This window comes from Micromonospora sp. NPDC047670 (assembly GCF_043204915.1).
Classification (GTDB): domain Bacteria; phylum Actinomycetota; class Actinomycetes; order Mycobacteriales; family Micromonosporaceae; genus Micromonospora.
In genome coordinates this window covers 108,666-132,376 of record NZ_JBIDDA010000014.1, presented here as the reverse complement: position 1 = coordinate 132,376, position 23,711 = coordinate 108,666, and the positions used below count along the sequence as shown (strand labels likewise).

Below are 23,711 nucleotides of genomic sequence, written 5' to 3'. Positions count from 1 at the left end.
GGAGCCCCCGATGAGTGTGTCCCTGGACGAGGTCGTCAGCGCGCTGCGCGCCTCCCTGCTCGACAACCAGAAGCTCAGGCAGCAGAACCAGCAGCTCACCGCCGCGCTCGGCGAGCCGGTGGCGATCATCGGGATGAGCTGCCGGTTCCCCGGTGGCGTCGGATCGCCGGAGCAGCTGTGGGACCTCGTCGCCGCCGGCGCCGACGCGATGTCGGCGTTCCCCGACGACCGGGGCTGGGACCTGGGCGCGCTCTACGACACCGACCCCGACAGCCGGGGCACGTCGTACGTGCGGGAGGGCGGCTTCCTCTACTCCGCCGGGGACTTCGATCCCGCGTTCTTCGGCATCAGCCCCCGCGAGGCGCTCGCCATGGACCCGCAGCAGCGGCTGCTGCTGGAGACCGCCTGGGAGGCGTTCGAGCGCGCCGGCATCGACCCGACCACGCTGCGCGGCGCGCCCACCGGCGTGTACGCGGCGACCAGCAGCCAGGGCGACTACGCCGCGCTGCTCTCCGGCGTCAGCGGCGGCGTCGAGGGTTACCTCGGCACCGGCAGCGCGGCCGCCGTGGCCAGCGGCCGGATCTCGTACGCCCTGGGGCTGGAGGGGCCGGCGGTCACCGTGGACACCGCCTGCTCCTCGTCGCTGGTCGCGCTGCACCTGGCGTGTCAGGCGCTGCGGCTGGGGGAGTGCACGCTGGCGCTGGCCGGCGGGGTGTCGGTGATGGCCACCCCGACGGTCTTCGTCGAGTTCTCCCGGCAGCGCGGGCTGTCCACCGACGGCCGGTGCAAGTCGTTCGCCGCCGCCGCCGACGGCACCGGCTGGTCCGAGGGGGTGGGCATGCTGCTGGTCGAGCGGCTCTCCGACGCCCGCCGCAACGGCCACCCCGTCCTCGCCGTGGTGCGGGGCAGCGCCGTCAACCAGGACGGTGCCAGCAGCGGCCTGACCGCCCCCAACGGCCCCTCCCAGCGTCGGGTGATCCGGCAGGCGCTGGCCAACGCCGGGCTGACCGCCGGCCAGGTCGACGTGGTGGAGGCGCACGGTACGGGCACCACGCTCGGCGACCCGATCGAGGCGCAGGCGCTGATCGCCACGTACGGGCGGGAGCGGCCCGCGGACCGGCCGCTGTGGCTGGGGTCGATCAAGTCGAACATCGGGCACACCCAGGCGGCGGCGGGTGTGGCCGGGGTGATGAAGATGGTCCTCGCCATGCGGCACGGGGTGCTGCCGCCGACCCTGCACGTCGACGAGCCCACCCCGCACGTCGACTGGTCCGCCGGGGCGGTGTCCCTGCTGACCGGGGCGCAGCCCTGGCCGGACACCGGGCAGCCGCGCCGGGCCGGCGTCTCCGCGTTCGGGATCAGCGGCACCAACGCGCACGTCATCATCGAGCAGGCCGCCGAGGCGGACGCGGTCGCCGCCCGGCCGGCCGGTACGCCCGCCCCGCCGACCCCCTGGATCGTCTCCGCCCGGTCCGCGCCGGCCCTGGCCGGACAGGCCCGCCGGCTGCTGGACCACCTGGCCGCCCACCCCGACCTGGCCCCCGCCGACGTGGCGTACTCGCTGGTCACCACCCGGGCGGCGCTGCCGCACCGGGCCGCGGTGACCGGCGACGACCGGGACGCCCTACTGGCCGGCCTGCGCGCCGTCGCCGAGGACCGGCCCGCCCCCGGCGTGGTGCGCGGGGTGGCCCGCCCGGCCGGCAAGCTCGCCCTCCTCTTCACCGGCCAGGGCGCGCAGCGCCCCGGAATGGGCGCCGACCTGCACCGCCGGTTCCCCGTGTTCGCCGCCGCCTTCGACGAGGTGGCCGGGGAGCTGGACCGGCACCTGAGCCGCCCGCTGCGCGAGGTGGTGTTCGCCCGCCCCGGCTCGCCCGAGGCGGAGCTGCTGGACCGCACCGAGTTCACCCAGCCGGCGCTGTTCGCGTACGAGGTGGCCGCCTACCGGCTGGTCACCGCGTGGGGCCTGCGCCCGCAGCAGCTGCTCGGACACTCGGTCGGCGGGCTGGCCGCGGCGCACGTGGCCGGCGTGCTGTCGCTGGCCGACGCGGCGACCCTGGTGGCCGCCCGGGGTCGGCTCATGCAGGCGCTGCCGGCCGGCGGGGCGATGCTGGCGGTCCGGGCGTCCGAGGCCGAGGTGGCCCCGCTGCTCGACGACCGGGTGGCGCTGGCCGCCGTGAACGGCCCCGCCTCCGTGGTGCTCTCCGGCGACGAGGACGCCGTGCTCGCGGCCGGGGAGCGGCTCGCCGGCCGGGGCGTGCGGACCCGCCGGCTGCGGGTCAGCCACGCCTTCCACTCCGCGCGGATGGACGCGGTGCTGGCCGATTTCCGGGTGGTGGCCGAGAAGGTCACCTGGCACCCACCGACCCTGCCGGTCGTCTCCGACCGCACCGGCGCGCCGCTCACCGCCGCCCAGGCCACCGACCCGGGCTACTGGGTCGACCACCTCCGGGACACCGTCCGCTTCCACGACGGCGTCGCCACCCTGGCCGCCGCCGGGGCGGCGACCTTCCTGGAGCTCGGCCCCGACGGGGCGCTGACCGCGATGGCCCGGGAGTGCCTGCCCGACGCCGACGCGGCGGCCTTCGTCTCGCTGGGCCGCCGCGACCAGCCGGAGCCGGCCGCCCTCCTCGCCGCGCTCGCCGCCGTCGACCTGCGGGGCGCCGGCGTGGACTGGCCGTCCCTCTTCGCCGGCACCGACACCGCCCGGGTCGAGCTGCCCACCTACGCCTTCCACCACGAGCGGTACTGGCCGGACCCGCCCGTCCTCGACCTCACCCAGCCCGCCGCCGCCAGTCAGGACGAGGAGTTCTGGGCCGCCGTGGAGCAGGAGCGGCCCGCCGCCCTGGCCGCCGCGCTCGGCCTGGACGCCGACGGGCAGGACGCGCTGACCACGCTGCTGCCCGCCCTCGCGGCCTACCGGGAGGGCCGGCGCCGCCGGTCCGCACTCGACGGCCTGCGGTACCGCACCGGCTGGGTGCGCGTCGATCCACCGTCCGTCGGCGCCGGCGCGACCCGCGATTGCCTGGTGGTCGCCCGGACGGGGACCGACGCCCCGGCGCTGCTGGCCGCCCTGCGCGCCGAAGGGCTCGACCCGGTGCTCGTCACCGTTGGCGACGACCCGGACGAGGTCGCCCGGGCGCTGCCCGCCGGGTCCGCGCCGTCGCTCGTGGTCTCGCTGCTGGCGGCGGGGGGGCCGGCCGGGGGCACCGCCGCGCTGGCCGGCACCGCCGCGCTGGTCCGGGCCCTCGGCGAGGCCGGGAGCGGCACGCCGGTGTGGACCGTGACCCGGGGCGCGGTCGCCGTCGGCGCGGACGATCCCGCGCCCGACGTCGCCGGGGCGTACGTCTGGGGGCTGGGCCGGGTGCTCGCGCTGGAGCAACCGCGCCTGTGGGGCGGACTGGTCGACCTGCCGGCGCACCCGGACGACGCCGCCCTCGCGGCGCTCGCCCGCCTCGTCGCGGCCGACGGCGACGAGGACCAGCTCGCGGTCCGCTCCGGCGGGGTGTACGCGCGGCGGCTGTCCCGCGCCCCGGCCGCCCCGGCCGCCGACGAGGGTTGGCGGCCCCGCGGCGCGGTCCTGGTGCACGGCGCGGCGGGGGTGCGTGCCCCGCACCTGCTGCGGTGGCTCGTGGACCGCGGCGCGACCCACCTCGTCCTCGCCGGCCCCGCGGCCCCCGCCGGGCTGACCGGGCCGGGCGTCGCCGTCACCGCCGTCGACGACCCCGACCGGCTGCCGGAGGTGCTGGACCGGCTGGCCGCCGACGGCACCGCGGTCCGCACCGTCCTGCACGTCGCCGACTCCGACGGGGCCGGCGAGCCGGTCGCGGCACTGCGCCCGAGCGACCTGGCCGGCGCCGTGGCCGCCCGCGCCGCCGCCGTGGCGCAGCTCGACCGGGCCTGTGCCGACCGGCCGGTGGACGAGTTCGTCGTCTTCGCCTCCACCGCCGCCGTCTGGGGCGGTGGGGGCGCGGCGGTCGCCGCCGCCGCCGGCACCGGACTGGAGGCGCTGGCCGCGCACCGCCGTGCCGCCGGCCGGCCGGCCACCGTCGTCGCCTGGGTGCCCTGGGCCGACGAGGTCGGCGACCCGGCGCAGCTGCGCCGCCGCGGGGTCCGCCCGCTCGCCCCCGACCTGGCCGTCGCCGCGCTCCAGCAGGCGATGGGCGGCGGCGACGACCACGTCGCGGTCGCGGACCTGGACTGGCCCGCGTTCGTGCCGGCCTTCACCGCCGTACGGCCCGCTCCGCTGCTGCGCGGCGTGCCCGAAGCGACGGCCGGCGCCGGACGGGACACCCGACCCGACGGCGAGGTGGCCGACCCGGCGCGGGTGCTGCGCGACCGGCTGGCCGGCGCCCCCGCCGCCGAGCGGCACCGGATCCTGCTGGACCTGGTCCGGGCGCGCGTGGCCACGGTGCTCGGGCACGCCTCGCCCGGCGCGGTCGAGGCCGACCGGGACTTCCTGGAACTGGGCTTCGACTCGCTGACCGCGCTTGAGCTGCGGGACGCGCTGCGCCACGAGACCGGGGCGGAGCTGTCCGCCACGCTGCTCTTCGACCACCCCACCCCGACGGCGCTGGCCCGCCACCTGCTCGCCCAGCTCGTCGACGGCGACGCCGACGCGGCCGGGGCGGCCCCGGACCCCGGGACACCCGCCTCCGGCGGCGCCGGCGGTGGGCTGCTCGGCGGGCTGTTCAACCAGCCCAAGGCGCGCGAGGATCCCGCCGGGTACGCCGAACTCCTGGTCAAGCTCGCCCAGTTCCGGCCCAGCTTCGGCGAACCGGCGCAGCTCACCCGACCGGCGGGCATCCTCCGGCTGGCCGGCGGCGGCACCGGCGCGCCACTGGTCTGCTGCTGCACCATGTCGCTGCTCTCCGGAGCCCACGAGTACGCCCGGCTGGCCGCCGGTTTCCGCGGCGTGCGGGACGTGTGGGCCCTGCCCAACCCCGGCTTCGGCGTGGGCGAGGAGCTGCCCGCCGACCTCGACGCCCTGCTGCGGGTGCACGCCGACACGGTGCTGCGTGCCGTCGGCGCCGGCCCGTTCGTGCTCGCCGGCCACTCCGGCGGCGCGATGGTCGCCAACCTGCTCGCCGGCGAGCTGGAACGCCAGGGCCGGTCGCCGGCCGCCGTCGTGCTGATAGACACCTACCCGGCGAACAGCGAGGTGCTGGGCAGGTGGGTGCCGCAGCTGCTCGACGGGATGATCGACCGGGACAGCGCGTACACGCCGATGGACGACTGGCGGACGACCGCCTGGGCGGGCTACCTGCCGCTGTTCATGGAGTGGCAGCCCGCCCCGATGGCGGCGTCGACCCTGCTGGTGCGGGCCAGCGAGCCGCTGGGGGAGTGGGACGGCGACAAGGACGGCTGGCGGTCCAGCTGGCCGTACCCGCACGAGGCGGTGGACGCGGCCGGCGACCACTTCAGCATGGTCGCCGACCGGGGGCCGGAACTCGCCGGCACGGTGCAGCGGTGGCTGGCCGCGCGGGGCCTGTGACCGGTGCCGCCCCTGGCGTGCCCCTAGCGCCCCCTATCGGCGCACGTACATCTATCGGACCGACGTTCCAGGACGGAGCATGACGACGTGGACGAGGCAGTGGTGGTCACGGAGCTGGTCAAGCGGTACCAGCCCAACATGCCACCGGCGGTGGACGGACTGAGCTTCTCCGTCGGCGCCGGTGAGGTCTTCGGCCTGCTCGGGCCGAACGGTGCGGGCAAGACGACGACGATCGGGGTGCTGACCACACGGGTGCGGGCCACCTCGGGCCGCGCCCGGGTGTGCGGCGCGGACGTGATCGGCGCGCCCGCTGTCGCGCGGCAGCTGCTGGCGGTCGTACCGCAGCGGGTGAACCTGGACCGGGCGCTGACCGTCCGGCAGAACCTGCTGTTCCACGCGGCGTACCACCGGGTGCCCCGGGCGGAACGCATCCGGCGGGCGGACGAGCTGCTGGAGCAGATGGGGCTCAAGGAATTCGCGAACCACCGTACCGACTTCCTGTCCGGCGGCCTCGCCCAGCGCACGATGATCGCCCGGGCGCTGATGCACTCGCCCCGGGTGCTCTTCCTCGACGAGCCGTCCGCGGGCCTGGACCCGCAGTCCCGGCTCTTCGTGCACGACCGGATCGCGGAGCTGAAGCGGTCCGGGGTGACCGTGGTGGTCACCACGCACGACATGGACGAGGCGGAGAAGCTCTGTGACCGCGTCGGCATCGTCGACCACGGCAAGCTGCTCACCCTGGACACCCCGTCCGCGCTGACCCGTACGCTGCCGGGCAGCAGCACCCTGACCCTCGTCGTGACCCCCGGCGCCCCCGCCGAGGAGATTCGGGCCGCGCTCGACGCCATCCCGGACGTGGAGCAGGTGGAGCACTTCAAGGTGACCGCCCCGGCGCCCGCCGCCGCGCCGGGGTTCCCCGGCATGCCACCGATGCCGATGCCCGCGCCGGCCCCCGACGCGCCCGCCGATCCGGACGCCCCGCTCTCCTTCCGGGTCTACACCAGCACCCAGCCGGCCAACGCCATCCCGATGGCGATGAAGATCCTCGCCGACCTGGGCTGCGAGGTCCGTGACCTCAACATCGGCCAGCCGAGCCTGGAAGACGTCTTCATCCACCTGACCGGAAGGGAACTTCGGTGAGCGTCGCCGCCCCCGCCACCCCGTCCGCGCCTCCGGCCTCGCCGCCGCCGGTGCGCGCGCTGGACCAGTTCGCCACGTTCCGGGCGGTGCTCTCGCGGGACCTGTTCGTCACCGGCCGGGAGCTGGTCGGCTTCCTGCTCCAGGTCTTCATCCAGCCGCTGTTCATGCTGCTGATCTTCGGCAAGGTGCTCGGCGACCTGGGTTACGCCAGCGACGACTTCGCCAACGTGCTGCTGCCCGGCGTCATCGCGCTGAACGCCTTCCTGATCGGGCTGGAGAACACCGCGCTGCCGATGATGATGGACTTCTCCTTCACCCGGGAGATCGAGGACCGCCTCCTGTCGCCCATGGCGATTCCGCTGGTGGCCCTGGAGAAGATCGTCTTCGGCGGCATCCGCGGGACGATCGCCGGCGTGGTGCTGATCCCGGTCGGCATGCTCATGCTCGGGGTCACCTGGCCCTGGGCGCTCGTTGCCAAGGTGATCGGGGTGCTGGTGGTCGGCGCGCTGGTCGGTGCGGCGGTCGGCCTCGCCTTCGGCACGCTGGTGCCGACGCAGCACATCCAGATCATGTTCACCGTGGTGATGACCCCGCTGATGTTCACCGGCGCGACCCAGTTCCCGCTGCTCGGCCTGGACGGGCTGCGCTGGTACCAGGTGATCTGCGCGCTCAACCCGCTCACCTACATCAGCGAGGCGACCCGGGCGCTGGTCGCCCCGCCGGGGGTCGAGTCCGTGCCGCTCTGGATCTGCATGACCGTGCTCGCCGGCGTCTTCGTGATGTTCTCGCTGATCGGCATGCGCGGCTTCCTGCGCCGCTCGATGGACTAGGCGTCCGGGCCGCCGCCGACCCGGCGGTGACCGCGGACGCGCGCAGAAACCTCCGGGTGAGGTGGGACTTGCCGGTCCCACCTCACCCGGAGGTCTTCGTGTGCCAGATCGTCGCGGCCCCCCGCCAGCAGCAGCACCTCCTGCCGCCCGCGCGGCGGCTGCCGGGGCCGACGCTGCGGGTGGACGGCGTTGGCCGCCCGCGCACCGCACGTGCCGGCCCACCCGCACGCGCGGGTCATCGTCGGCCGCGGCGCCGCCAACGCCGTCCACGTCGGCGCGCCGCGGCTGGCGATGCCGTTCGCGGGGCGGCCAGCCGGCGCGGCGCGTCGCACCGTCGGGGCCGTCGCCACCGGGCGTCGTACGCGCCGAGGGGGCGCCGCGCGGATGAGCGCGGCGCCCCCTCGGCGCGTACGTCAGGACGCCGCGCCCTGCGTCTCCTCGGTCAGCCCCTCCGCGTACGCGACGAGCCGGGACGGCAGGTCGGTGCGCCGCTTCACGTCCAGCTTGCGGTAGACCCGGGTCAGGTGCTGCTCGACGGTGCTCACCGTGATGAACAGCTTGCTGGAGATCTGCCGGTTGGTGTGCCCCTGGGCGGCCAGCGCGGCCACCCGGCGCTCGGCGTCGCTCAGCCCGTCGTCGGGTTCCTGCATCTCGGCGGCGCTCGGGTACGCCGGCAGCCCGCTGCCCGGCTCGCGCCGGATCAGGCGCTGGGCGAGCACCGACGCGCCGCAGTCCTGGGCCAGCTGGTAGGCCCGGCGGACGAGCAGCCGGGCGCGGGCGGAGTCCCCGGCCCGTTGCAGCGTCTGGCCGGTGTCGCCGAGGGCCCGCACGAGCTCCAGCCGGTCACCGCTGGCCTGCAGCAGGCTGACCGCCTCCGAGAGCAGCTTGCGCCGATGGTCCTGGGCGGCGGTGGTGGCGAGCAGCCGCAGCGTCCGGCCCCGGGTCCGGTCATCGACCCCGTGCGGCACCCGCAACTGCTCCTGGAGGAGTTGCGTGGCCTGCGTCTTGTTGCCGACGCTGAGCTGCACCCGGGCCAGCTCCAGCCGCCACGGCACCAGCCCGGCCGCGTCGATGCCCCAGGCGCGCATCAGCTCGCCGCACCGCCGCAGGTCGGTGATCGCGGCGTGGGGTCGGCGTACGGCCAGGTGGTGCCGCGCGCGGGCGGCCAGGTAGTGCAGGCCCAGCGGGGTGCGGAACATGCCGGGCGGCACCGGGTGGGCGAGCCAGCGGTCCGCCTCGGACAACCGGACCGCCTCGGTGGCGCAGGCGACCAGTGTGGCCAGCGGACCCGCGACCGCCACCCCCCAGGCCGGAGCGGGGATGTCCGACAGCGCGGTCCGGGCGTGGTGCTCGGCGCCGGGCAGGTCGCCGACGCGCAGCGCCGCCTCCGCCCGGACCGCCCGGATGACGGCCCGCCACACCGGGGCGTGCCGCGCGGCGGGCCGGTCGAGCAGCACGTCCCCCCACGCGGCGGCGCGGTCCGACCGGCCCGACCAGAGCAGCGCCAGCAGGGGAGCGGTCAGCAGACCCAGTGAGCCGTCGTCGGTGTGGTGACGCTGGAGGAGCTGTTCGGCGGTCGCGACGGTGTCGTTCTCCGCCGCCGGCGTCAGCGCGGCGTGCAGCACCGTAACGGCCTGCAGGAGCGGACTGATCGTGGTCGGCGCGCTCGCCGCCCGGCTCCAGGTGCTCGGGGTCTCCCGCACGGTGGCCAGATGGTCCGGGTGGGAGAGGGCCACCAGCAGCTGCATCATCCGCAGCCGCGCGGCGGCCCCGGCCGAGCCGGGCTGCTCCTCGGCGGAGAAGGCGCTGACGGCCTCGGTGGCCTCCTCCGCCCTGCCCTGCCAGAGCAGGTACGGCACGGCGGACAGGCCCGCGTCGGTCGACCACCCGGCAGCCCGTGCCGTCTCCACCAGCTCGGTGAGTTGCCCGTTCACGGCCAGCGGGTTGACCTGCCAGCGCGCGTTCACCAGCATCTCGGTGGTGGCGGTCCGCTGTCGATCGTCCACGCACGCGCGGGAGACCAGGCGCAGGCAGGCGGCGGCCACGTCGGGCCGGCCCGACGCCAGGGCGTGTCCGGCGGCGTCCTGGAGCACCGGCACCACCCAGGGCGCGTCCGCCCAGCCGGCGGCCACCAGGTGCTCGGCGACCGCGCTCGGCTCGGCGCCGTGGTCGTGCAGGACCTCGGCGGCCCGCTGGTGCAGGCTCCGCCGCTCGTCGGGGGAGATGTCGGCGAGGATCGAGTGCAGGATGCGCGGGTGGCGCAGCTGGTCGGCTTCCATCAGACCCGAGGTGCGCAGCACCCGCACCGCCGGGGCCGTGGATTCGGGCACCACGTCGAGGAGGTGGCCGAGCAGTTCGGTCGGCGCCGGCCGATTCAGTACGGCCAGTGCCTGCGCCACCCGGCGCACCCCCGGCTCGTGCCGGTAGAGGCAGCCGAGCACGGCCTGGTCGAACGCGTCGCCGACGGCCGGGCAGGCCTCGTCGCCCGGCTCGCCGCTGGCCCGCTCCTCGAGCAGCGCCCGGGTGAGCAGCGGGTTGCCCCCGGTCATGTCCACGCAGCGTGCCGCCGCCTCGCGGGCGTCGGCCGTCCCGGCGTCCCCGTCGATCAGCCGGGCCACGGCGTCCACGGTCAGCGGCGGCAGGGCGATCCGGGAGAAGTGCGGCTGGCTGAGCAACTCGGCGCGGAACAGCGGGTGCGGCGGGCGCAGCGTCGACGCCTCGGCGAGCACGACCATGATCCGGGCGTGGCGCAGCCGGCGGGTCACGTAGAGAAGGCAGTGCAGCGAGGCCGGGTCCGCGTGGTGCACGTCGTCGATGGCCAGGACCAGCGGTCCGGTGCCGGCCAGGTCGAGCAGGGTGGCGAAGAGGCCGTGCAGCAGCGGAGCCCAGGCCCGGTCACCCTCGGTGGCCTCGCCGCCGGGCTCGGGCAGGGGCGCGGTGGTGGCGTCCCGCAGCAGGTCTTCCACCCGGGCCGCCGCCTCGGGCGCGAGCCGGGCACTGTGGAACAACTGCCCGATCACTCCCAGGTGGAGCCCTCGCTCGGCGCGGGAACCGGCGGCGCTCATCACCTGCCCGCCGGCGGCGGCCGCCCACTCGCTGAACGCCTCCAGCAAACTCGTCTTCCCGCTGCCGACGGCGCCGGTGACCAGCGCGACGTGTCCTCGTTGCTGCTCCTCGCACGCGCGGAACGCCCGTTGGAGACGGGTCGTCTGCTCCTCCTGCTGCACCAGCACCACGTGTCAGCCCTCCTCGTACGCGGCGCGGAACCGGAACCCCGGTGTCACCGACGCCGCCCCCCCCTTGCCGGACAGCCGCCCCTCCGCCGCGCCTACCGGGGTAGGGGTGGAGCGCACCGGGCCGCCATGCCGGGTGGACCTGGAAATTCTTCGCCGGACCGTGCCGTCGGCCGGACGGTCTGTGCGCTCAGGCGAGTCTGGCATCGGGGTGGTTGTGCGACAACCGGCGTGAGACCCCATGGTTTCGCGCACAAACCTGCGGACTTGATGGGGTGTTAGGGGTTGCGCGAATCGCGACAAGGGGGTGTCGAGATTGGCCGGACGCCGGGAATGACGACCCGATGAACGAACGGTGTCGGCGCTACGCCCCGACGGTGTCATACCGCGGCCCAGGGCGCTGCCCCGTCCGGCGGAGTGTGACCGGGTGAACAGCGACCCACGCGGGGGCGGACGGACGCCGACCCCGGGCCCTTCCGGGGGCGCGGGCAGGGCCCGGGGGAAGCACCACCGAGCCAGGCCGGTCGGCGGCCCGTGACGGTCAGCGCCTCCGGGACCGGTCGGCGGCCGACGACGGTCGGCGGGAGCGAGGGCCGGCGGGGTGGCCGACGGCGAGCGGGGGCCGACGGGGCTGCCGACGACGGTCGGTGGGAGCGGGGGCCGGCGGGGCGGCCGGTGAAGGTCAGCGGGACCGGGTGCCGGGGGGACGGCGTGCCGGGTCGCCCGGACCCAGCGCCGGGGGGTCCAGCATGGTCGCGCCGGGCCGGTGCAGCCGCAGCCGGGCGGCCAGCTCGCTGCGCGAGTTGACGTCCAGCTTCCGGTAGATCCGGGTCAGCCGCTGCTCGATCGCGCTGACCGTCAGGAACAGCCTCTCGGCGATCTCCCGGTTGGTGTGGCCCTGGGCGGCCAGGGTGGCCACCTGGGACTCCGCGTCGTTGAGCCCGTCGACCACGACGGCCGTCTCCAGGCGCTCCTCCGCGGATCCGGCGCCGGACCCGGCGGTCGGAGTGGTGGGCCGCAGCAGCGGGATGCCGCACTCCTCGGCGAGGACCCGGGCCGCCCGTGCCGCGACGCGGGCCTCCCGCCGGTCACCGGCCTGCTGGTACGCGTGACCGAGGTCGGTCAGGTTGTGCGCCAGCTCCATCCGGTCACCGCACTGCCGCAGCAGCCGGACGGCACTGCGCAGGTGGGTGATCCGGTCCGGCCCGTCCTCGGCGGCGGCCAGCACGCGCAGGGCGGCGGCCCGGTATCGCAGCTGGACGGGCCGCAACCGGGCCAACTCCTCCCGGACCAGCTTCCTGGCCTGCTGGCGGCGGCCCATCCGCAGCAACGCCCGCGCCGACTCCGTCCGCCACGGGACGAGACCCGAGAAGTCCAGCCGCCAGGAGGCCATCAGCTGCCCGCAGAGCTGGAAGTCGGCCAGCGCGGCCTCGGGGCTTCCCGCGGCGAGCGCGTGCACCCCGCGGGCGTGCAGGTAGTGCAGCCCGACCGGGGTCTCGAACATCGCCGGCGGAACCGGCACCTGGAGGCAGGCCGCCGCCGCGTCGAGCTCGTTCATGAAGGTGAGAGCCCGCAGTCGGACGGCGAGCGGCATCCCGATCACCACTCCCCAGCCCTTCAGCGAGAGCTGGCCCAGCGCCTCGTCGGCCAGCTTCTCCGCCCTGGGCAGGTCACCGAGCCGGCCGCTGATGGACGCCCGGAGGGCCGCGAGCGTCGCCGAGGGGCTGGGATAGTGCGGGGCGGCCGGGTTGCGGGCCAGCCGCTCGCACCAGCCACCGGCCAGGTCCAGTCGATCGGCGTAGATCATGGCGATGATGGCGCAGACGCTGGTCCACATGCTGGGCTCGTCGTCCAGCCCAGCGGTGGACAGCGCCCGCTCGGCCTGCTCGACCGAGGCGGCGTCACCGCGTTCGAGCACGGCGGACATCAGGGTGGCTCCCTCGAGTCCCCGCTTGACCTTGGCCAGGATGAGCGGGTTCCGGAGGGTGGTGGTCGGCGCGGGCCGGTCGACCATGACCCCGGGATAGAGGGTGGCCATCCAGCCGGTGGTGACGAGCAGTTCGGCGGCGGACCGCGGATCCGCGCTGTCGGCCCGCCGGCCGAGGTGCTGGACGAGCTCGACGGCCTTGTCGATCTCACCGTGCCAGAGCAGGTACTGGATCGGCCCCGCCGCCTGCTGGCTGCCGAGGTGACCGGCGCGCACGGCGGTGGCGACGCCGATCAGGTGGGGGACCGCCGCCTGCGGGTCGAGCCGCCACTCGGCGCGGGCCAGCGCGGAGCGGATCAGCGCCCGCAGGTAGTCGCCGGCGGACCCTCGGTTCGCCCGGCGCAGATACCGCAGGGCGGCCTCCACCTCGCCGTCGAGCAACGCCTGCTCGCCGGCGTCCAGCAGAATCTGCGCCATCCAGGGCTCGGCCAGCTCGTCCACCTTGACCAGGTGCGGGGCGATCCGTGCCGGCGGCGCGCCGTCTTCGTGCAGCAGGCAGGCCGCCTCCAGGTGCAGCCGGGCGCGTTCCTCGGCGGTCATGCCGTCGAGCACCGCCTGGCCCACCGCCGGATGGCGCAACCCTTCCTCGACGATCAGGCCGGCGCTGGTCGAGCCGTCGATCGCGCCCAGCGCGGCCCGCGACCGCACGTCGACGAGGTGGTGCAGCAGGTTGCCGTGCAGGGGGTCGCCGGTCACGGCGAGCACCCGGGCGGTGTTGAGCACCAGGTGGTCGCAGCGGTAGAGGCAGCTCAGCACGGCTTCGCGGAACGACTCTCCGGTGACCGGGTGGTCCGCGGGCCGGGCCGAGGCGGCCTGGTCGTCGGCGAGCGCCTGCACCAGCAGCGGATTGCCGCCGGTGATCCGGTGGCTCTCCGCGGCGATGGTCCGGGCGACCGGGACACCGAGACGGTGGGCGAGCAGCTGGAACGTCCCCTCGGTGGTGAGCAGCGGGAGCCGGATGCGGTGCAGTCGCGCGGGTTGCAGCAGTTCGGCGTAGACCTCGGGGCGCCACGGCCTCGTCCTCGGCGCCTCGGTCAGCAGGATCAGCACGGGTAGTCCGGCGATCCGCCGGGCCACGTAGTCGAGGCACCGAAGCGACGGCACGTCGGCGTGGTGGACGTCGTCGACCGCGATGACCAGCGGTCCCTGCGTGGTCAGTTCGAGCAGGGCACCGCCGATCGCGGCGGTGGTCCGGGCCGTGTCCTCGTGCTCCGCGTCGTCGGCGTCGGCCCAGGCGAGGGCGCCCGCGTCCAGCAGCCGTCCGACGCGTGCCCGGTCGTCCGGGCTCAACGAGGCCGCCCGGACGAGCTGGCGGACGACCTCCAGGGGGACGGTGCGTTCGGCGCGGGAGGCGCTGGCGCCGAGGATGCGCGCGCCGGCCTCGCCGGCCCGGCGGGCGAAGGTCTGCACCAGCGCGGTCTTGCCGGAGCCCACCGGTCCGGTCAGCACGGTCACCGTTCGCCCCGTGGGGGTGCCGCCGGTGGCGATCAGCTCCGCGAGCCGGCGCTCCAGCAGGTCGAGCTGGCACGACCGCTCGGTCAGCTCCATCGACGCGGCCCCCGGGGGAGCGGGCGGCCCGCGGTCACCGGGCGCGCTGCCTGCCCTGCGCGGCCCTGGAGCTCGACGAAATCGGAGACCGGCAATTCTTTACCCATTCCAATATTGGTAAATATAGACCATCATCAAGGAGGGCTGGAGCGTCGTCGACCGACTTGGCGCATGCTGGCTGGCGAGTGGCGCGCCCCACCGACGTCGGCGATAATTCCCCAGCCCATCCGGGCCGGTCTCCCCCTATCGACCGCTGTGATGGTGGGAAGTATGGCAGTTCGGCAATTGGGCGGCAAGCCGAGGTTTGTAAAGGATGGGCAAACACCGCTTTGGTGCCGCCACGTGCGTGCGCGGCGTCCGACGGACGATTGACAGCAGAAAGTCGCCGATCCGTCTCGCAACGTGACCGAGTGCCGCAGCGGTCCCGTTGGCCGCCTTTTGTGCGCCGTCGGCCGCCGGCGGTCCGGGCCCTGTTTCGCCGTGCGCGACCGCCTGCCGGGCCCGCGGGCGCGCGACGTGGGTCGGTCCGGCTCGACCCGGCCGTCCCGTCGCCCGGTCCGGGAATCCCACCTTGCCGGGGTTCCGCCGAAAGGCGCGGTCCATGGGTCGTCGCCGGGCCCGTACGTACTGCTCAGCCCGGTGCCGGGGCTGCGGCGGCGCCGGGGGGCGTCTCGTCCGCCCCTCCGGTGTCGCGCGCGCCGCCCGGCGGCGCCCATCGGTCCGGCCGCCGGGACCGTGGAGTTCGCCGGGCCCGCCCAAAGGCGTGGGTCTCGGGCCACTTTCCGGTTGTTCACGAGGGATTCCTGTTTGCGGCCGTAATGCGTTCGCTGCGCGACGGTGTCCCGCTTCCACCGTCGTGCCGGGCGGAGTGAACGGCGCTTCCCGGTATGACCCGTCCGTACGCCCCCGATTCGGACGTTTGGGAATATTGAACAGCTATGTCGTCAAAGATGAATTATGCGCTCAGTGGCCCCCGGGTGAGTGCCCGGCGGGGCGGCGCCGTCGACGATAATTGCGTTGGCCCGGTCGGTCGATATTGATTCCTGCAATCAATCCGAGGTCGGTCGGAAATTCGCCGCCAGCTCGAAACGATTGTTCGCGACCGCGCGGCCGGACGCCGTTTCTCCACAGTGTCGTGCGGAAATTCGGGCCGTCAGGTCAGCCGCCGCCGGGGTTGTGGTGGCATCGCGTCCTACCTGGCCTGCCGCGCCCGGGGCAGGGGATCCGGCCGGCCGGCTAGGGGTTGTGCCGGACCTGGCCGCAGCCTAATTTCGGGGCACCCGCGTTCATGGGCGGGATGGCCGGATATGGGGCTGCCCGAGCCCCATGATGTGAAGGGTCCTGTGGCCGCCGTGATGTCCCAGCCGTTGCCGCGACTCGTCCACGTCCCTGGCAGGGGATAACGCAGATGACGCTGCTGCCGGCGCTGCGGGGATCGGGCCCGGACCGGGCCGACGCGGTCAGGGTGGCCGGCGGCATGCTCTCCAGTGAGGCCCTGCTCGGCTGCGTCACCGCGGTCGCCGACCGGATCCGGGGGGCGGGAGTGGTCGCGATCGACGCCACCCCGACGCTGGAGACGGTGGTGGGCATGCTCGGCGCCCTCCACGCGGGCGTTCCGCTCGTGCCACTGCCGCCCGGCGCCGACGCGTGCGAGCGGAGACGGATCCTGCGGCAGTCGGGGACGACCGTGCTCCTCGGTGGCGGCCGGCCCGAGACGCACCGGCTGCCCACGGTCCCGGTCGACCTGCGCCAGCGCTCCTCGACGCACCACCCCGAGCCGAAGCCGGGCGCCGACGCGCTCATCCTCCACACCGGAGGCGCCGCCGGGCCGTCGCGCGGAGTGCGCATCTCCCGTCGTGCCATCGCCGCCGACATCGACCTGCTGGCCGACGCGTGGCGCTGGAGCGGGGAGGACGTCGTGGTCCAGGGCGCGCCGCTGTTCCGGGCGTACGGCCTGGTCGTCGGGCTGCTCGGAGCCCTGCGGCTGGGCAGCCGCTTCGTCCACCTCGACCGGAACGCCGCCGCCGGGCCGATCGGCACCATGTACCTGGCGCTGCCCGCGCAGTGGCGGCGGATCGCGCGCAACGGTCCGTGGGCCCGGTCGTTGGCCGCGGCGCGGATCCTGATCTCCGCGGACGCCCCGCTGGCCACCGCCGTGGCCGAGCGGCTCCGGCTGCTCACCTCGCACTCGCCGGTCCAGGGGTACGGCACGACCGAGACCCTCATCGCGGTGACCGGCCGGGCCGGCGACCCGCCGGCCGCCGGCGCCGTCGGCACCCCGCTGCCCGGCGTGGAGACCCGGGTGCTGGACGGCGAGGCCCGGCCGGTGCCGGCCGACGGGGAATCGGTCGGTGAGCTGAGCGTCTGCGGGCCGACGCTGTTCAGCGGCTACGTCGGCGGCGGGAAGGGCGGGGCCGGTCGGTGGCACGCCACCGGTGACCTGGCCACCGTGGCCGCCGACGGGTCACACCGGATCATCGGGCGCCGGGGGCTCGACGTGGTGCAGTGCCGGGGCCGGCGGGTGCACGCCGGCCAGGTCGAGGAGGCGCTGCTGAGCCATCCCGGCGTCCGGGACGCCGCCGTGGTCGGCACACCGCACCCCACGCTCGGTGAACAGGTCACCGCGTACGTCGTCGCCGCCGAGGAACTGACCGCGCAGGTGCTCATCGACCACGTCGGGCGGCACCTCTCGGCGGCACACCGCCCCCGGCGGGTGCACTTCGTCGACGAGTTGCCCCGCACCGCGCTGGGTCGGATCAGGAAGTCCCTGCTGGCCGCCGTCGGCTGAGCCCGGCGGTCGGAGCCGGCCGATCCGCTCCGGGGCGGCCGGCGGTCAGCCCTCCACCCAGCCGTGCCGCCGGGCCAGCGCCAGCATCCGGGCGCGCACCGCCACGATCTGCGCCCCGGTCAGGTCCGGCACGGAGGTCACCAGCGCCTCGGTGGTCTCCGCGTAGAACGCCCGCTCGGAGAGCACGTCGCACAGGCCCTCCTCGTCCTCCGCGCCGCCCGCCGCCTGCCCGCTCTCCCGAGCCCGCCCGCCGAGGGCCGCGGCACCGGCCCGAGCCGTCCCGTTCCGCTCCGCCCCCACGGCGGCGCCGACCACGCGTACCAGCACGGCCTTCGGGCCGCGGTCGGTCTCGACCGCGTCGTACTCCACCGGGACGCCGGGCGTCAGCGCCCACTTGTCGCCGTCCAGCATGTTCGCGTGCACGAACACGTCGTCGCTGCCGTCGTCCGGGGCGATGAACCCGTAGCCCCGCACCTCGTCGAACCGCACCACCTTGCCAGTGAGCATCGCTCTTCCCGCATCCATCCGACCAATCCGCGTGCCCCGCCCGTGGGCCTGGGCAGCCCCCAGACTGGCAGCCGCCCGCGCGGCCCGGCACCCGTACCCGACCCCTATGGTGCACCGTACGGCGGGCGCCGGGACCGGGAGGGTCGGCCCAGCGCCTAGCATCGGCGGACGTGATCGAGCAGATCCTGCCCTCCGGCGTCGCGGTGGCCGAGTCCTTCACCGACCCCGCCGGCCTGACCCTCTTCCCCGAGGAGCAGGCGCTGGTCGCCGCGTCCGTGGAGAAGCGCCGCCGGGAGTTCACCACCGTCCGGCACTGCGCCCGCCGGGCCCTCGGCGAGCTGGGCCTCGCCCCGGTGCCGATCCTCTCCGGCGCGCGGGGCGCCCCGGTCTGGCCGGACGGCGTGGTCGGCAGCATGACGCACTGCGAGGGCTACCGGGCGGCCGTCCTCGCTCGTACGGCGGCGTTCGCGACCCTCGGGGTGGACGCCGAGCCGCACGCGCCGCTGCCCGACGGGGTGCTCGACGCGATCGCCCTGCCGGCCGAGCGGGTCCGCACCGCCGCGCTGGGCGCCGCCCGTCCCTCCGTGTGCTGGGACCGCCTGCTGTTCAGCGCCAAGGAGTCGGTGTACAAGGCATGGTTCCCGCTCACCGGCCGATGGTTGGACTTCGCCGAGGCGGACATCGTGGTCGATCCGGCCGGGACGTTCACCGCCCACCTGCTGGTGCCCGGCCCGGTGCTCGGCGGGACGCCGGTGACCGCCTTCGTCGGCAGGTTCCTGGTCGGCCGGGGTTTGGTGGTCACCGCGATTAGCATCCCCGCGGTCGGCGACTGACCACCGTGCCACGGGCCCGGCCCGGCTCACCACACCGGACGGTCAGTCCGTGAGCAGGCGGTTCTTCTGCACCTTGCCGAGGGCGTTGCGGGGCAGCGCGTCGACCAGGCGCACCTCGCGCGGCCGCTTGTGCGCCGACAGGTGCCGGGCCACGAAGTCGACCAGCTCCGGCCCGTCCACCCCGTCGCCCACCACGTACGCGGTGACCTGCTGGCCCAGGTCGGGGTGCGGGATCCCCACCACGGCGGCCTCTCGGACGCCCGGGTGCGCCAGCAGCGCGTCCTCCACCTCGCCCGCGCCGATCCGGTAGCCGCCGCTCTTGATCAGGTCGGTGGACGCCCGGCCGACGATCCGGTGCCAGCCGTCCGGGTCGACTGTGGCGACGTCACCCGTGCGGAACCAGCCGTCCGGGGTGCGGCTCGCCGCGTCGGCGTCCGGCCGGTTGAGGTAACCGTCGAACAGGGTGGGGCCGCTGACCTGGAGCTCGCCCATCGCGGCCCCGTCGGCCGGCAGGGCCGCGCCGTGCTCGTCGACCAGCCGCGTCCGTACGCCGGGCAGCGGCAGCCCGACCGTGCCCGGCCGGCGCGGGCCGTCCGCCCGGGCGCTCACCGTGATCAGGGTCTCGGTCATCCCGTACCGCTCCACGACCCGGTGGCCGGTGAGCGCGGCGAGGTCCGCGAAGACCGCCGCCGGCAGCGCCGCGCTGCCCGACACGAGCAGTCGCGCCGGGCGCAGCGCCCGGGCCGCGTCGGGATCGGCGGCGATCCGGGACCACACCGTGGGCACGCCGAAGTACATCGAGCCGGCGGCGGCCGCGTACCGCTCCGGCCGTGGCCGGCCGACGTGGTGCAACCGGCTGCCGAGCCGCAGCGGACCGAGCACGCCGAGCACCAGCCCGTGCACGTGGAACAGCGGCAGGCCGTGCACCAGCAGGTCGTCCGGCGTCCAGGCCCAGGCGTCCGCCAGGCCGTCCAGGCAGGCGGCGACCGCGCCTCGGGAGATCACCGCGCCCTTCGGCGCGCCGGTGGTGCCGCTCGTGTAGAGGATCAGGGCGGTGCGGGCCGGGTCCGGCTCGGGGTGCGTGCCGTCCGAACGCCGGGCCAGGTCGATCGGGACGGTGGCCCGGCCGCCGTCGTCGGCCGGCCGTTCCGCGCCGGCCGGGACCAGCAGCGCGGTCACCCCCGAGTCGCGCAGGATGTGGTCGCGCTCCATCGGCCCGGCGTCCGGCGGCACGGGCACGACCGCCGCGCCGGCGGTCAGCGCGCCGACGACCCCGACCACCGTCTCCAGGGTCGCGGTGGCCTCGACGGCCACCCGGTCGACGCCACGCAGCTCGTCCGCCACGGCCGCGGCCAGGCGGCGCAGCTCCACCCAGGACACCGCGCGGCCGTCGACGCGGACCGCGTCCGGACGCTCGTCGGCGCTCCCCGAGAGCCAGCTCAGCAGCGGCATGGTGCGACCCTCCTCCAGCGGCTCGGACCCGGGGCGGACCCGGCCGGACGCGACCGGCTCCGGACCGGACGCCCGGGACGCCGGTAGGGTCGGTGGGGCGCCGACGGACCGCGGCGGCGCGCGCCCGGCCGGCGGGCCGGAAACGACGATCCTGACCGTAGTCGGGGCGTCCCCCGGCCGGCCACCCCTACCGGCCGGCGCGGATCGGGTCTGCGTGGGCGGGAGGTGGCGTCGGTGGTCGGGGAGGCGAGGGGCCGGACGCCGGTGCCGGGGAGCGTCCGCGCCGTGGTGCTCGACCTCGACGGGGTGCTCGTCGACAGTCTCGCCGTGGCCAGGGAGGCGTTCGCCCTCGCGTACGCCGAGGTGGTGGGCGACGGTGTCGCCCCGGTGGAGGAGTACTGCCGCCATCCGGGCCGGTACCTGCCGGAGGTGCTGGAGCTGATGGGCCTGCCGGCCGCGCTGGCGGGGCCGTTCGTCCGGGAGAGCAACCGCCTCGCGCACCGGGTCACCCCGGTCGACGGGGCGCCGGAGCTGCTCGGCACGCTGCGCCGGCGGGGGATCGGGCTGGCCGTGGCGACCGGCCGCAGCGGCGTGCGGGCGCGGGACCTGCTCGGCCGGCTCGACCTGCTGCCGCTCGTCGACCACGTGGTGGGCTCGGACGAGGTGCCCCGGCCGAAGCCCGCGCCGGACATCGTGCGGCGGGCGCTGCGGCTGCTCGGGGCCCGGCCGGCGGAGGCGCTCATGGTCGGCGACGCGCCGAGCGACCTGGTCAGCGCGCGGGCCGCCGGGGTGGTCGCGGTGGCCGCCCTGTGGGGCGAGTCGGACGAGGAGGCCCTGCGCGCCGCCGGCCCGGACGTCGTGCTGACCCGGCTGGACGAGCTGCTGCCGCTCTGCCCGGCCCCCGGCTGACCCGCACGCATCGACGGACACACGCGGTGACCGGCCGACACCCCTGTCGCCGGGCCCGGCCACCGGTCCACACCCCTGTCCCGCGACCTGTCCCGTTCGATACCCCCGATTCGTCAACTGATCAGTTGATTCGTACCTCGGTTGGCCGGATGATGTCGGGCGTCGGCCGGCCTCGCAGCGTGCCGGCGCCGGCACGCCACCGCACGCCGGCGCCGCGATCAGCCCAGGGGTCCCGCCCTCTCCGACGGCCGCCCGCACGCGAAGGAGGACCACGCCCATGCCGGTCATCGAAGTCGATCATCTGCAGAAACGGTACGGGGAGAAGGTCGCGGTCGCGGACGTCTCCTTCACCGTCGAGCAGGGCGAGATCTTCGGGGTCCTCGGCCCCAACGGTGCGGGCAAGACCACCACCGTGGAGTGCGTGCAGGGGCTGCGGCGGCCCGACGGCGGCACCGTCCGGGTGCTCGGGCTCGACCCGATCCGCGACCGCGCCGAGGTGCGACAGCGCGTCGGCGCCCAGCTCCAGGAGAGCCAACTGCCCGACAAGGTGCGGGTGTGGGAGGCGCTGGACCTGTACCGGTCCTTCTACCGCAACCGGGCCGACATCGACGAGCTGCTGACCGACCTCGGCCTGGCCGAGCAGCGCAACACCTACTTCCAGAGGCTCTCCGGCGGCCAGAAGCAGCGGCTGTCGGTGGCGCTGGCCCTCGTCGGGCGGCCCGAGGTCGCCATCCTCGACGAGCTGACCACCGGGCTCGACCCACAGGGCCGCCGGGACACCTGGGACCTGGTCGAGCGGATCCGCGACCGGGGCGTCACCGTCGTGCTGGTCACCCACTTCATGGAGGAGGCGGAACGCCTCTGCGACCGGCTCGCCATCATCGACCAGGGGCGCGTGGTGGCCATCGACAGCCCGTCCGGCCTGCTCACCCGGGTCGGCACCGAGCACCGGGTGCACTTCCGTCCCGCCGGGCCGCTGGAGGACGCGCTGCTGCTCGCGCTGCCCGACGTGACGGGGGTGTCCCGCGCCGGGGAGGAGGTGACGGTGACCGGCACGACGGATGTGCTCCAGTCGGTCCTGTCCGCGCTCAACGGGAGCGGGATCCGCTACACCGGGCTCCGGGTGGAGCAGCCCAGCCTCGACGACGCGTTCGTGTCCCTCACCGGCCGTGCGGGCCGGACCGCCACCCCGACCGACGAGAGGTCATCGTGAGCGCCCTGACCAAGCTGATCGCCGTCGAGACGAAGCTGTTCCTCCGGGAGCCGGTGTCGCTGTTCTTCGTCTTCGCCCTGCCGATCGGCCTGATGCTCGTCTTCGGCCTGCCGCAGCGCGCCGGCACGGCCGCCGACACCGGACAGCACGCCGAGCAGACCTTCCTGCCCTCCCTCGCGCTGGCCCTGACGATCGGGATGCTCGCGCTCTTCACCCTGCCGATGGCGCTCGGCATCTACCGCGAACGCCGGGTCCTGCGTCGCCTGGCGACCACCCCGGTGCAGCCCGGTCTGCTGCTGGTGGCCCAGGTCGTGGTCAACCTCGTCATGGGCGTCCTCGGCGCGGTCGTCACCGCGATCGCCGTCCGGTTCCTGCTGGACCAGCCGGCGCCGGCCAACGTCCCCGGGTTCGTGCTGGCGTTCCTGCTCGGGGTCGCCTGCCTCTTCGCCGTCGGGCTGCTGATCGCGGCGCTGGCGCCGTCCGCCCGGGCGGCGCAGTCCATCGGCCCCGCGCTGTTCTTCCCGCTGCTCTTCCTGGCCGGCGCCTGGCTGCCCCGCGACCGGATGCCGGCCGTGCTGGCCGCCATCGGCGACTACTCGCCGCTGGGCGCCACCGTGGACACGCTCGGGGCGGCGTGGGCGGGCGCCAGCCCGGAGTGGCCGCAGTTGCTCGCCCTGGCCGTGACCGCCGTGCTCGGCTCCGTGGCGGCCACCCGGTTCTTCCGCTGGGAGTGAGCCCACCGGTGGCCCGGCGCGGTCGGTGGGGGCATCGTCGCTGCCCAGGGCCGGTCCTAGGGGTCCGCTAAGGGTGTTCGGCCGATGTGACCTGGATTACGTTCGGGGCGGAACGGGCGGTCGGTCACCGGAACAAGGGCGTTCGACCCGAGGCGTCCGTTCACCCCGGCAACGGGTGTCGTCAGGCCTGTGTGGACGCGTCCGCCGCGCAGCGGTGGGACCCGTCCGAGGTGTGCGGAATGCGACGGAGGTCGTGCCATGAAGGACTTTTCGCAAGCTGACCCGGTGGTTCGGGACGCCGCCGGCATCATCGATGTCGTTCTCGAGGGCGGCCCGGCCGACCTGCCGGCCGACCTGCGCAGTCACCGGGTGGCGCGGGCGGAGGAGAAGATCAAGGTTCGGCACTACGGGGGGTACGAGCACTTCGAACGGGGCGCGGCCCCGGAGGCGGCCGACGTGCCCGTGGTCTTCCGCTGGACCGGTCGTACCCGGATCGCCGAGTAGCGGAAGGGCGGCACCAGTCTCATGAGCGCACAGAGCCAACGGCCGGGGCTCCACCTCACGGTCAGTGACACGGCCGAGGCGATCGCCTTCTACACGGACGTCTTCGACGCCGTCGCGCTTGAGCGCGAGTGCCTGCCCGACGGCCGCGTCCTGCACGCGGAACTCGCCGTCGGCGGCCACCGGGTGACGGTCAGCGAGTGGTGGGAGGCGGGGTCGCCGGCCGCGGCCGAGGGCCGGGACGACGTGTTGACCATCGAGCGGACCGACCCCGAGGCGGTGCTGCGGCGCGCGCTGGCCGCCGGCGCCCGCGTCGAGCCGGCCGCCGGCCCGTCGCGCCAGCCGATGTTGCGCGATCCCGCCGGCCTCTGCTGGACCGTCGTCGGTCCGCAGCGGCCGGCCTAGGCGAGCCCCGCGCCCGCCGTCCGTCGGCGGCGACGAGGGCCCGCACCCGTCCGAGCGCGGGCCCTCGTCGTGCTGCGCCTACCGGGCATCGCCGCCGGGTGCGCCGCGCGCGGCCGGGGCGGTCCCGAGGGCCCCGGCGA

At 75.5% G+C, this 23,711-nt stretch carries 14 protein-coding genes; 10 read left to right on the top strand and 4 right to left on the bottom strand.

The features are described from left to right. Positions 1-16: 16 nt before the first annotated feature. The 3 genes from ACGF7U_RS26510 to ACGF7U_RS26500 all read left to right on the top strand — a co-directional run bounded on the left by ACGF7U_RS26510 (position 17) and on the right by ACGF7U_RS26500 (position 7,461). Entirely contained in the window at positions 17-5,491 is a 5,475-nt protein-coding gene (locus ACGF7U_RS26510) for a type I polyketide synthase (RefSeq protein WP_393111112.1), read from the top strand. Between the two features lie 87 nt (positions 5,492-5,578). After that, positions 5,579-6,631 (top strand): ABC transporter ATP-binding protein, encoded by a 1,053-nt coding sequence (locus ACGF7U_RS26505; RefSeq protein WP_393111100.1) that lies wholly within the window; start codon positions 5,579-5,581, stop codon positions 6,629-6,631. Then, positions 6,628-7,461 (top strand): ABC transporter permease, encoded by an 834-nt coding sequence (locus ACGF7U_RS26500; protein ID WP_393111098.1) that lies wholly within the window; start codon positions 6,628-6,630, stop codon positions 7,459-7,461. The genes ACGF7U_RS26505 and ACGF7U_RS26500 overlap by 4 nt, the downstream gene beginning before the upstream one ends. Positions 7,462-7,874: 413 nt before the next feature. On the opposite strand, the gene ACGF7U_RS26495 is transcribed toward ACGF7U_RS26500, so the two are convergent. After that, positions 7,875-10,697 carry an AAA family ATPase gene (locus ACGF7U_RS26495; RefSeq protein ID WP_393111096.1) on the bottom strand — a complete coding sequence of 941 codons (2,823 nt, stop codon included), beginning with the start codon at positions 10,695-10,697 and terminating at the stop codon, positions 7,875-7,877. A gap of 679 nt (positions 10,698-11,376) precedes the next feature. Then, positions 11,377-14,229: an AAA family ATPase gene (locus ACGF7U_RS26490; protein ID WP_393111094.1), complete on the bottom strand. Its 2,853-nt coding sequence runs from the start codon at positions 14,227-14,229 to the stop codon at positions 11,377-11,379. A 1,408-nt stretch (positions 14,230-15,637) separates the two neighbouring features. Here ACGF7U_RS26490 and ACGF7U_RS26485 point away from each other — a divergent pair. Then, positions 15,638-17,017 carry an AMP-binding protein gene (locus tag ACGF7U_RS26485; RefSeq protein ID WP_393111092.1) on the top strand — a complete coding sequence of 460 codons (1,380 nt, stop codon included), beginning with the start codon at positions 15,638-15,640 and terminating at the stop codon, positions 17,015-17,017. Positions 17,018-17,062: 45 nt separating this feature from the next. On the opposite strand, the gene ACGF7U_RS26480 is transcribed toward ACGF7U_RS26485, so the two are convergent. Beyond that, positions 17,063-17,524: a cold-shock protein gene (locus tag ACGF7U_RS26480; RefSeq protein WP_393111090.1), complete on the bottom strand. Its 462-nt coding sequence runs from the start codon at positions 17,522-17,524 to the stop codon at positions 17,063-17,065. A 170-nt stretch (positions 17,525-17,694) separates the two neighbouring features. Between ACGF7U_RS26480 and ACGF7U_RS26475 the strand changes: the two genes are divergently transcribed. Further along, on the top strand, positions 17,695-18,357 hold the full coding sequence (locus tag ACGF7U_RS26475; RefSeq protein ID WP_393111088.1) for a 4'-phosphopantetheinyl transferase: 663 nt from the start codon (positions 17,695-17,697) through the stop codon (positions 18,355-18,357). Between the two features lie 42 nt (positions 18,358-18,399). Here the strand turns inward: ACGF7U_RS26475 and ACGF7U_RS26470 are convergent, their stop codons facing one another. Then, entirely contained in the window at positions 18,400-19,809 is a 1,410-nt protein-coding gene (locus tag ACGF7U_RS26470) for an acyl-CoA synthetase (RefSeq protein ID WP_393111086.1), read from the bottom strand. Positions 19,810-20,043: 234 nt separating this feature from the next. Between ACGF7U_RS26470 and ACGF7U_RS26465 the strand changes: the two genes are divergently transcribed. From ACGF7U_RS26465 to ACGF7U_RS26445, 5 genes are all read left to right on the top strand, one after another. Then, entirely contained in the window at positions 20,044-20,718 is a 675-nt protein-coding gene (locus ACGF7U_RS26465) for an HAD-IA family hydrolase (protein ID WP_393111084.1), read from the top strand. Between the two features lie 277 nt (positions 20,719-20,995). Then, a complete protein-coding gene (locus ACGF7U_RS26460) occupies positions 20,996-21,931 on the top strand; it encodes an ATP-binding cassette domain-containing protein (protein ID WP_393111082.1) in 936 nt (311 codons plus the stop codon). Then, on the top strand, positions 21,928-22,665 hold the full coding sequence (locus ACGF7U_RS26455) for an ABC transporter permease (protein ID WP_393111080.1): 738 nt from the start codon (positions 21,928-21,930) through the stop codon (positions 22,663-22,665). Before ACGF7U_RS26460 ends, ACGF7U_RS26455 begins: the two co-directional genes overlap by 4 nt. Before the next feature lie 258 nt (positions 22,666-22,923). Then, a complete protein-coding gene (locus ACGF7U_RS26450; protein ID WP_393111078.1) occupies positions 22,924-23,169 on the top strand; it encodes a DUF5988 family protein in 246 nt (81 codons plus the stop codon). A gap of 21 nt (positions 23,170-23,190) precedes the next feature. Next, positions 23,191-23,571 (top strand): VOC family protein, encoded by a 381-nt coding sequence (locus tag ACGF7U_RS26445; protein ID WP_393111076.1) that lies wholly within the window; start codon positions 23,191-23,193, stop codon positions 23,569-23,571. Positions 23,572-23,711: the final 140 nt, after the last annotated feature.

Bases quoted from the DNA above. Each gene is read 5' to 3' on its own strand.
- ACGF7U_RS26490 (WP_393111094.1), bottom strand. From the start codon at position 14,229: ATGGAGCTGACCGAGCGGTCGTGCCAGCTCGACCTGCTGGAGCGCCGG.
- ACGF7U_RS26485 (WP_393111092.1), top strand. From the start codon at position 15,638: ATGACGCTGCTGCCGGCGCTGCGGGGATCGGGCCCGGACCGGGCCGAC.
- ACGF7U_RS26480 (WP_393111090.1), bottom strand. From the start codon at position 17,524: ATGCTCACTGGCAAGGTGGTGCGGTTCGACGAGGTGCGGGGCTACGGG.
- ACGF7U_RS26470 (WP_393111086.1), bottom strand. From the start codon at position 19,809: ATGCCGCTGCTGAGCTGGCTCTCGGGGAGCGCCGACGAGCGTCCGGAC.
- ACGF7U_RS26460 (WP_393111082.1), top strand. From the start codon at position 20,996: ATGCCGGTCATCGAAGTCGATCATCTGCAGAAACGGTACGGGGAGAAG.
- ACGF7U_RS26450 (WP_393111078.1), top strand. From the start codon at position 22,924: ATGAAGGACTTTTCGCAAGCTGACCCGGTGGTTCGGGACGCCGCCGGC.
- ACGF7U_RS26445 (WP_393111076.1), top strand. From the start codon at position 23,191: ATGAGCGCACAGAGCCAACGGCCGGGGCTCCACCTCACGGTCAGTGAC.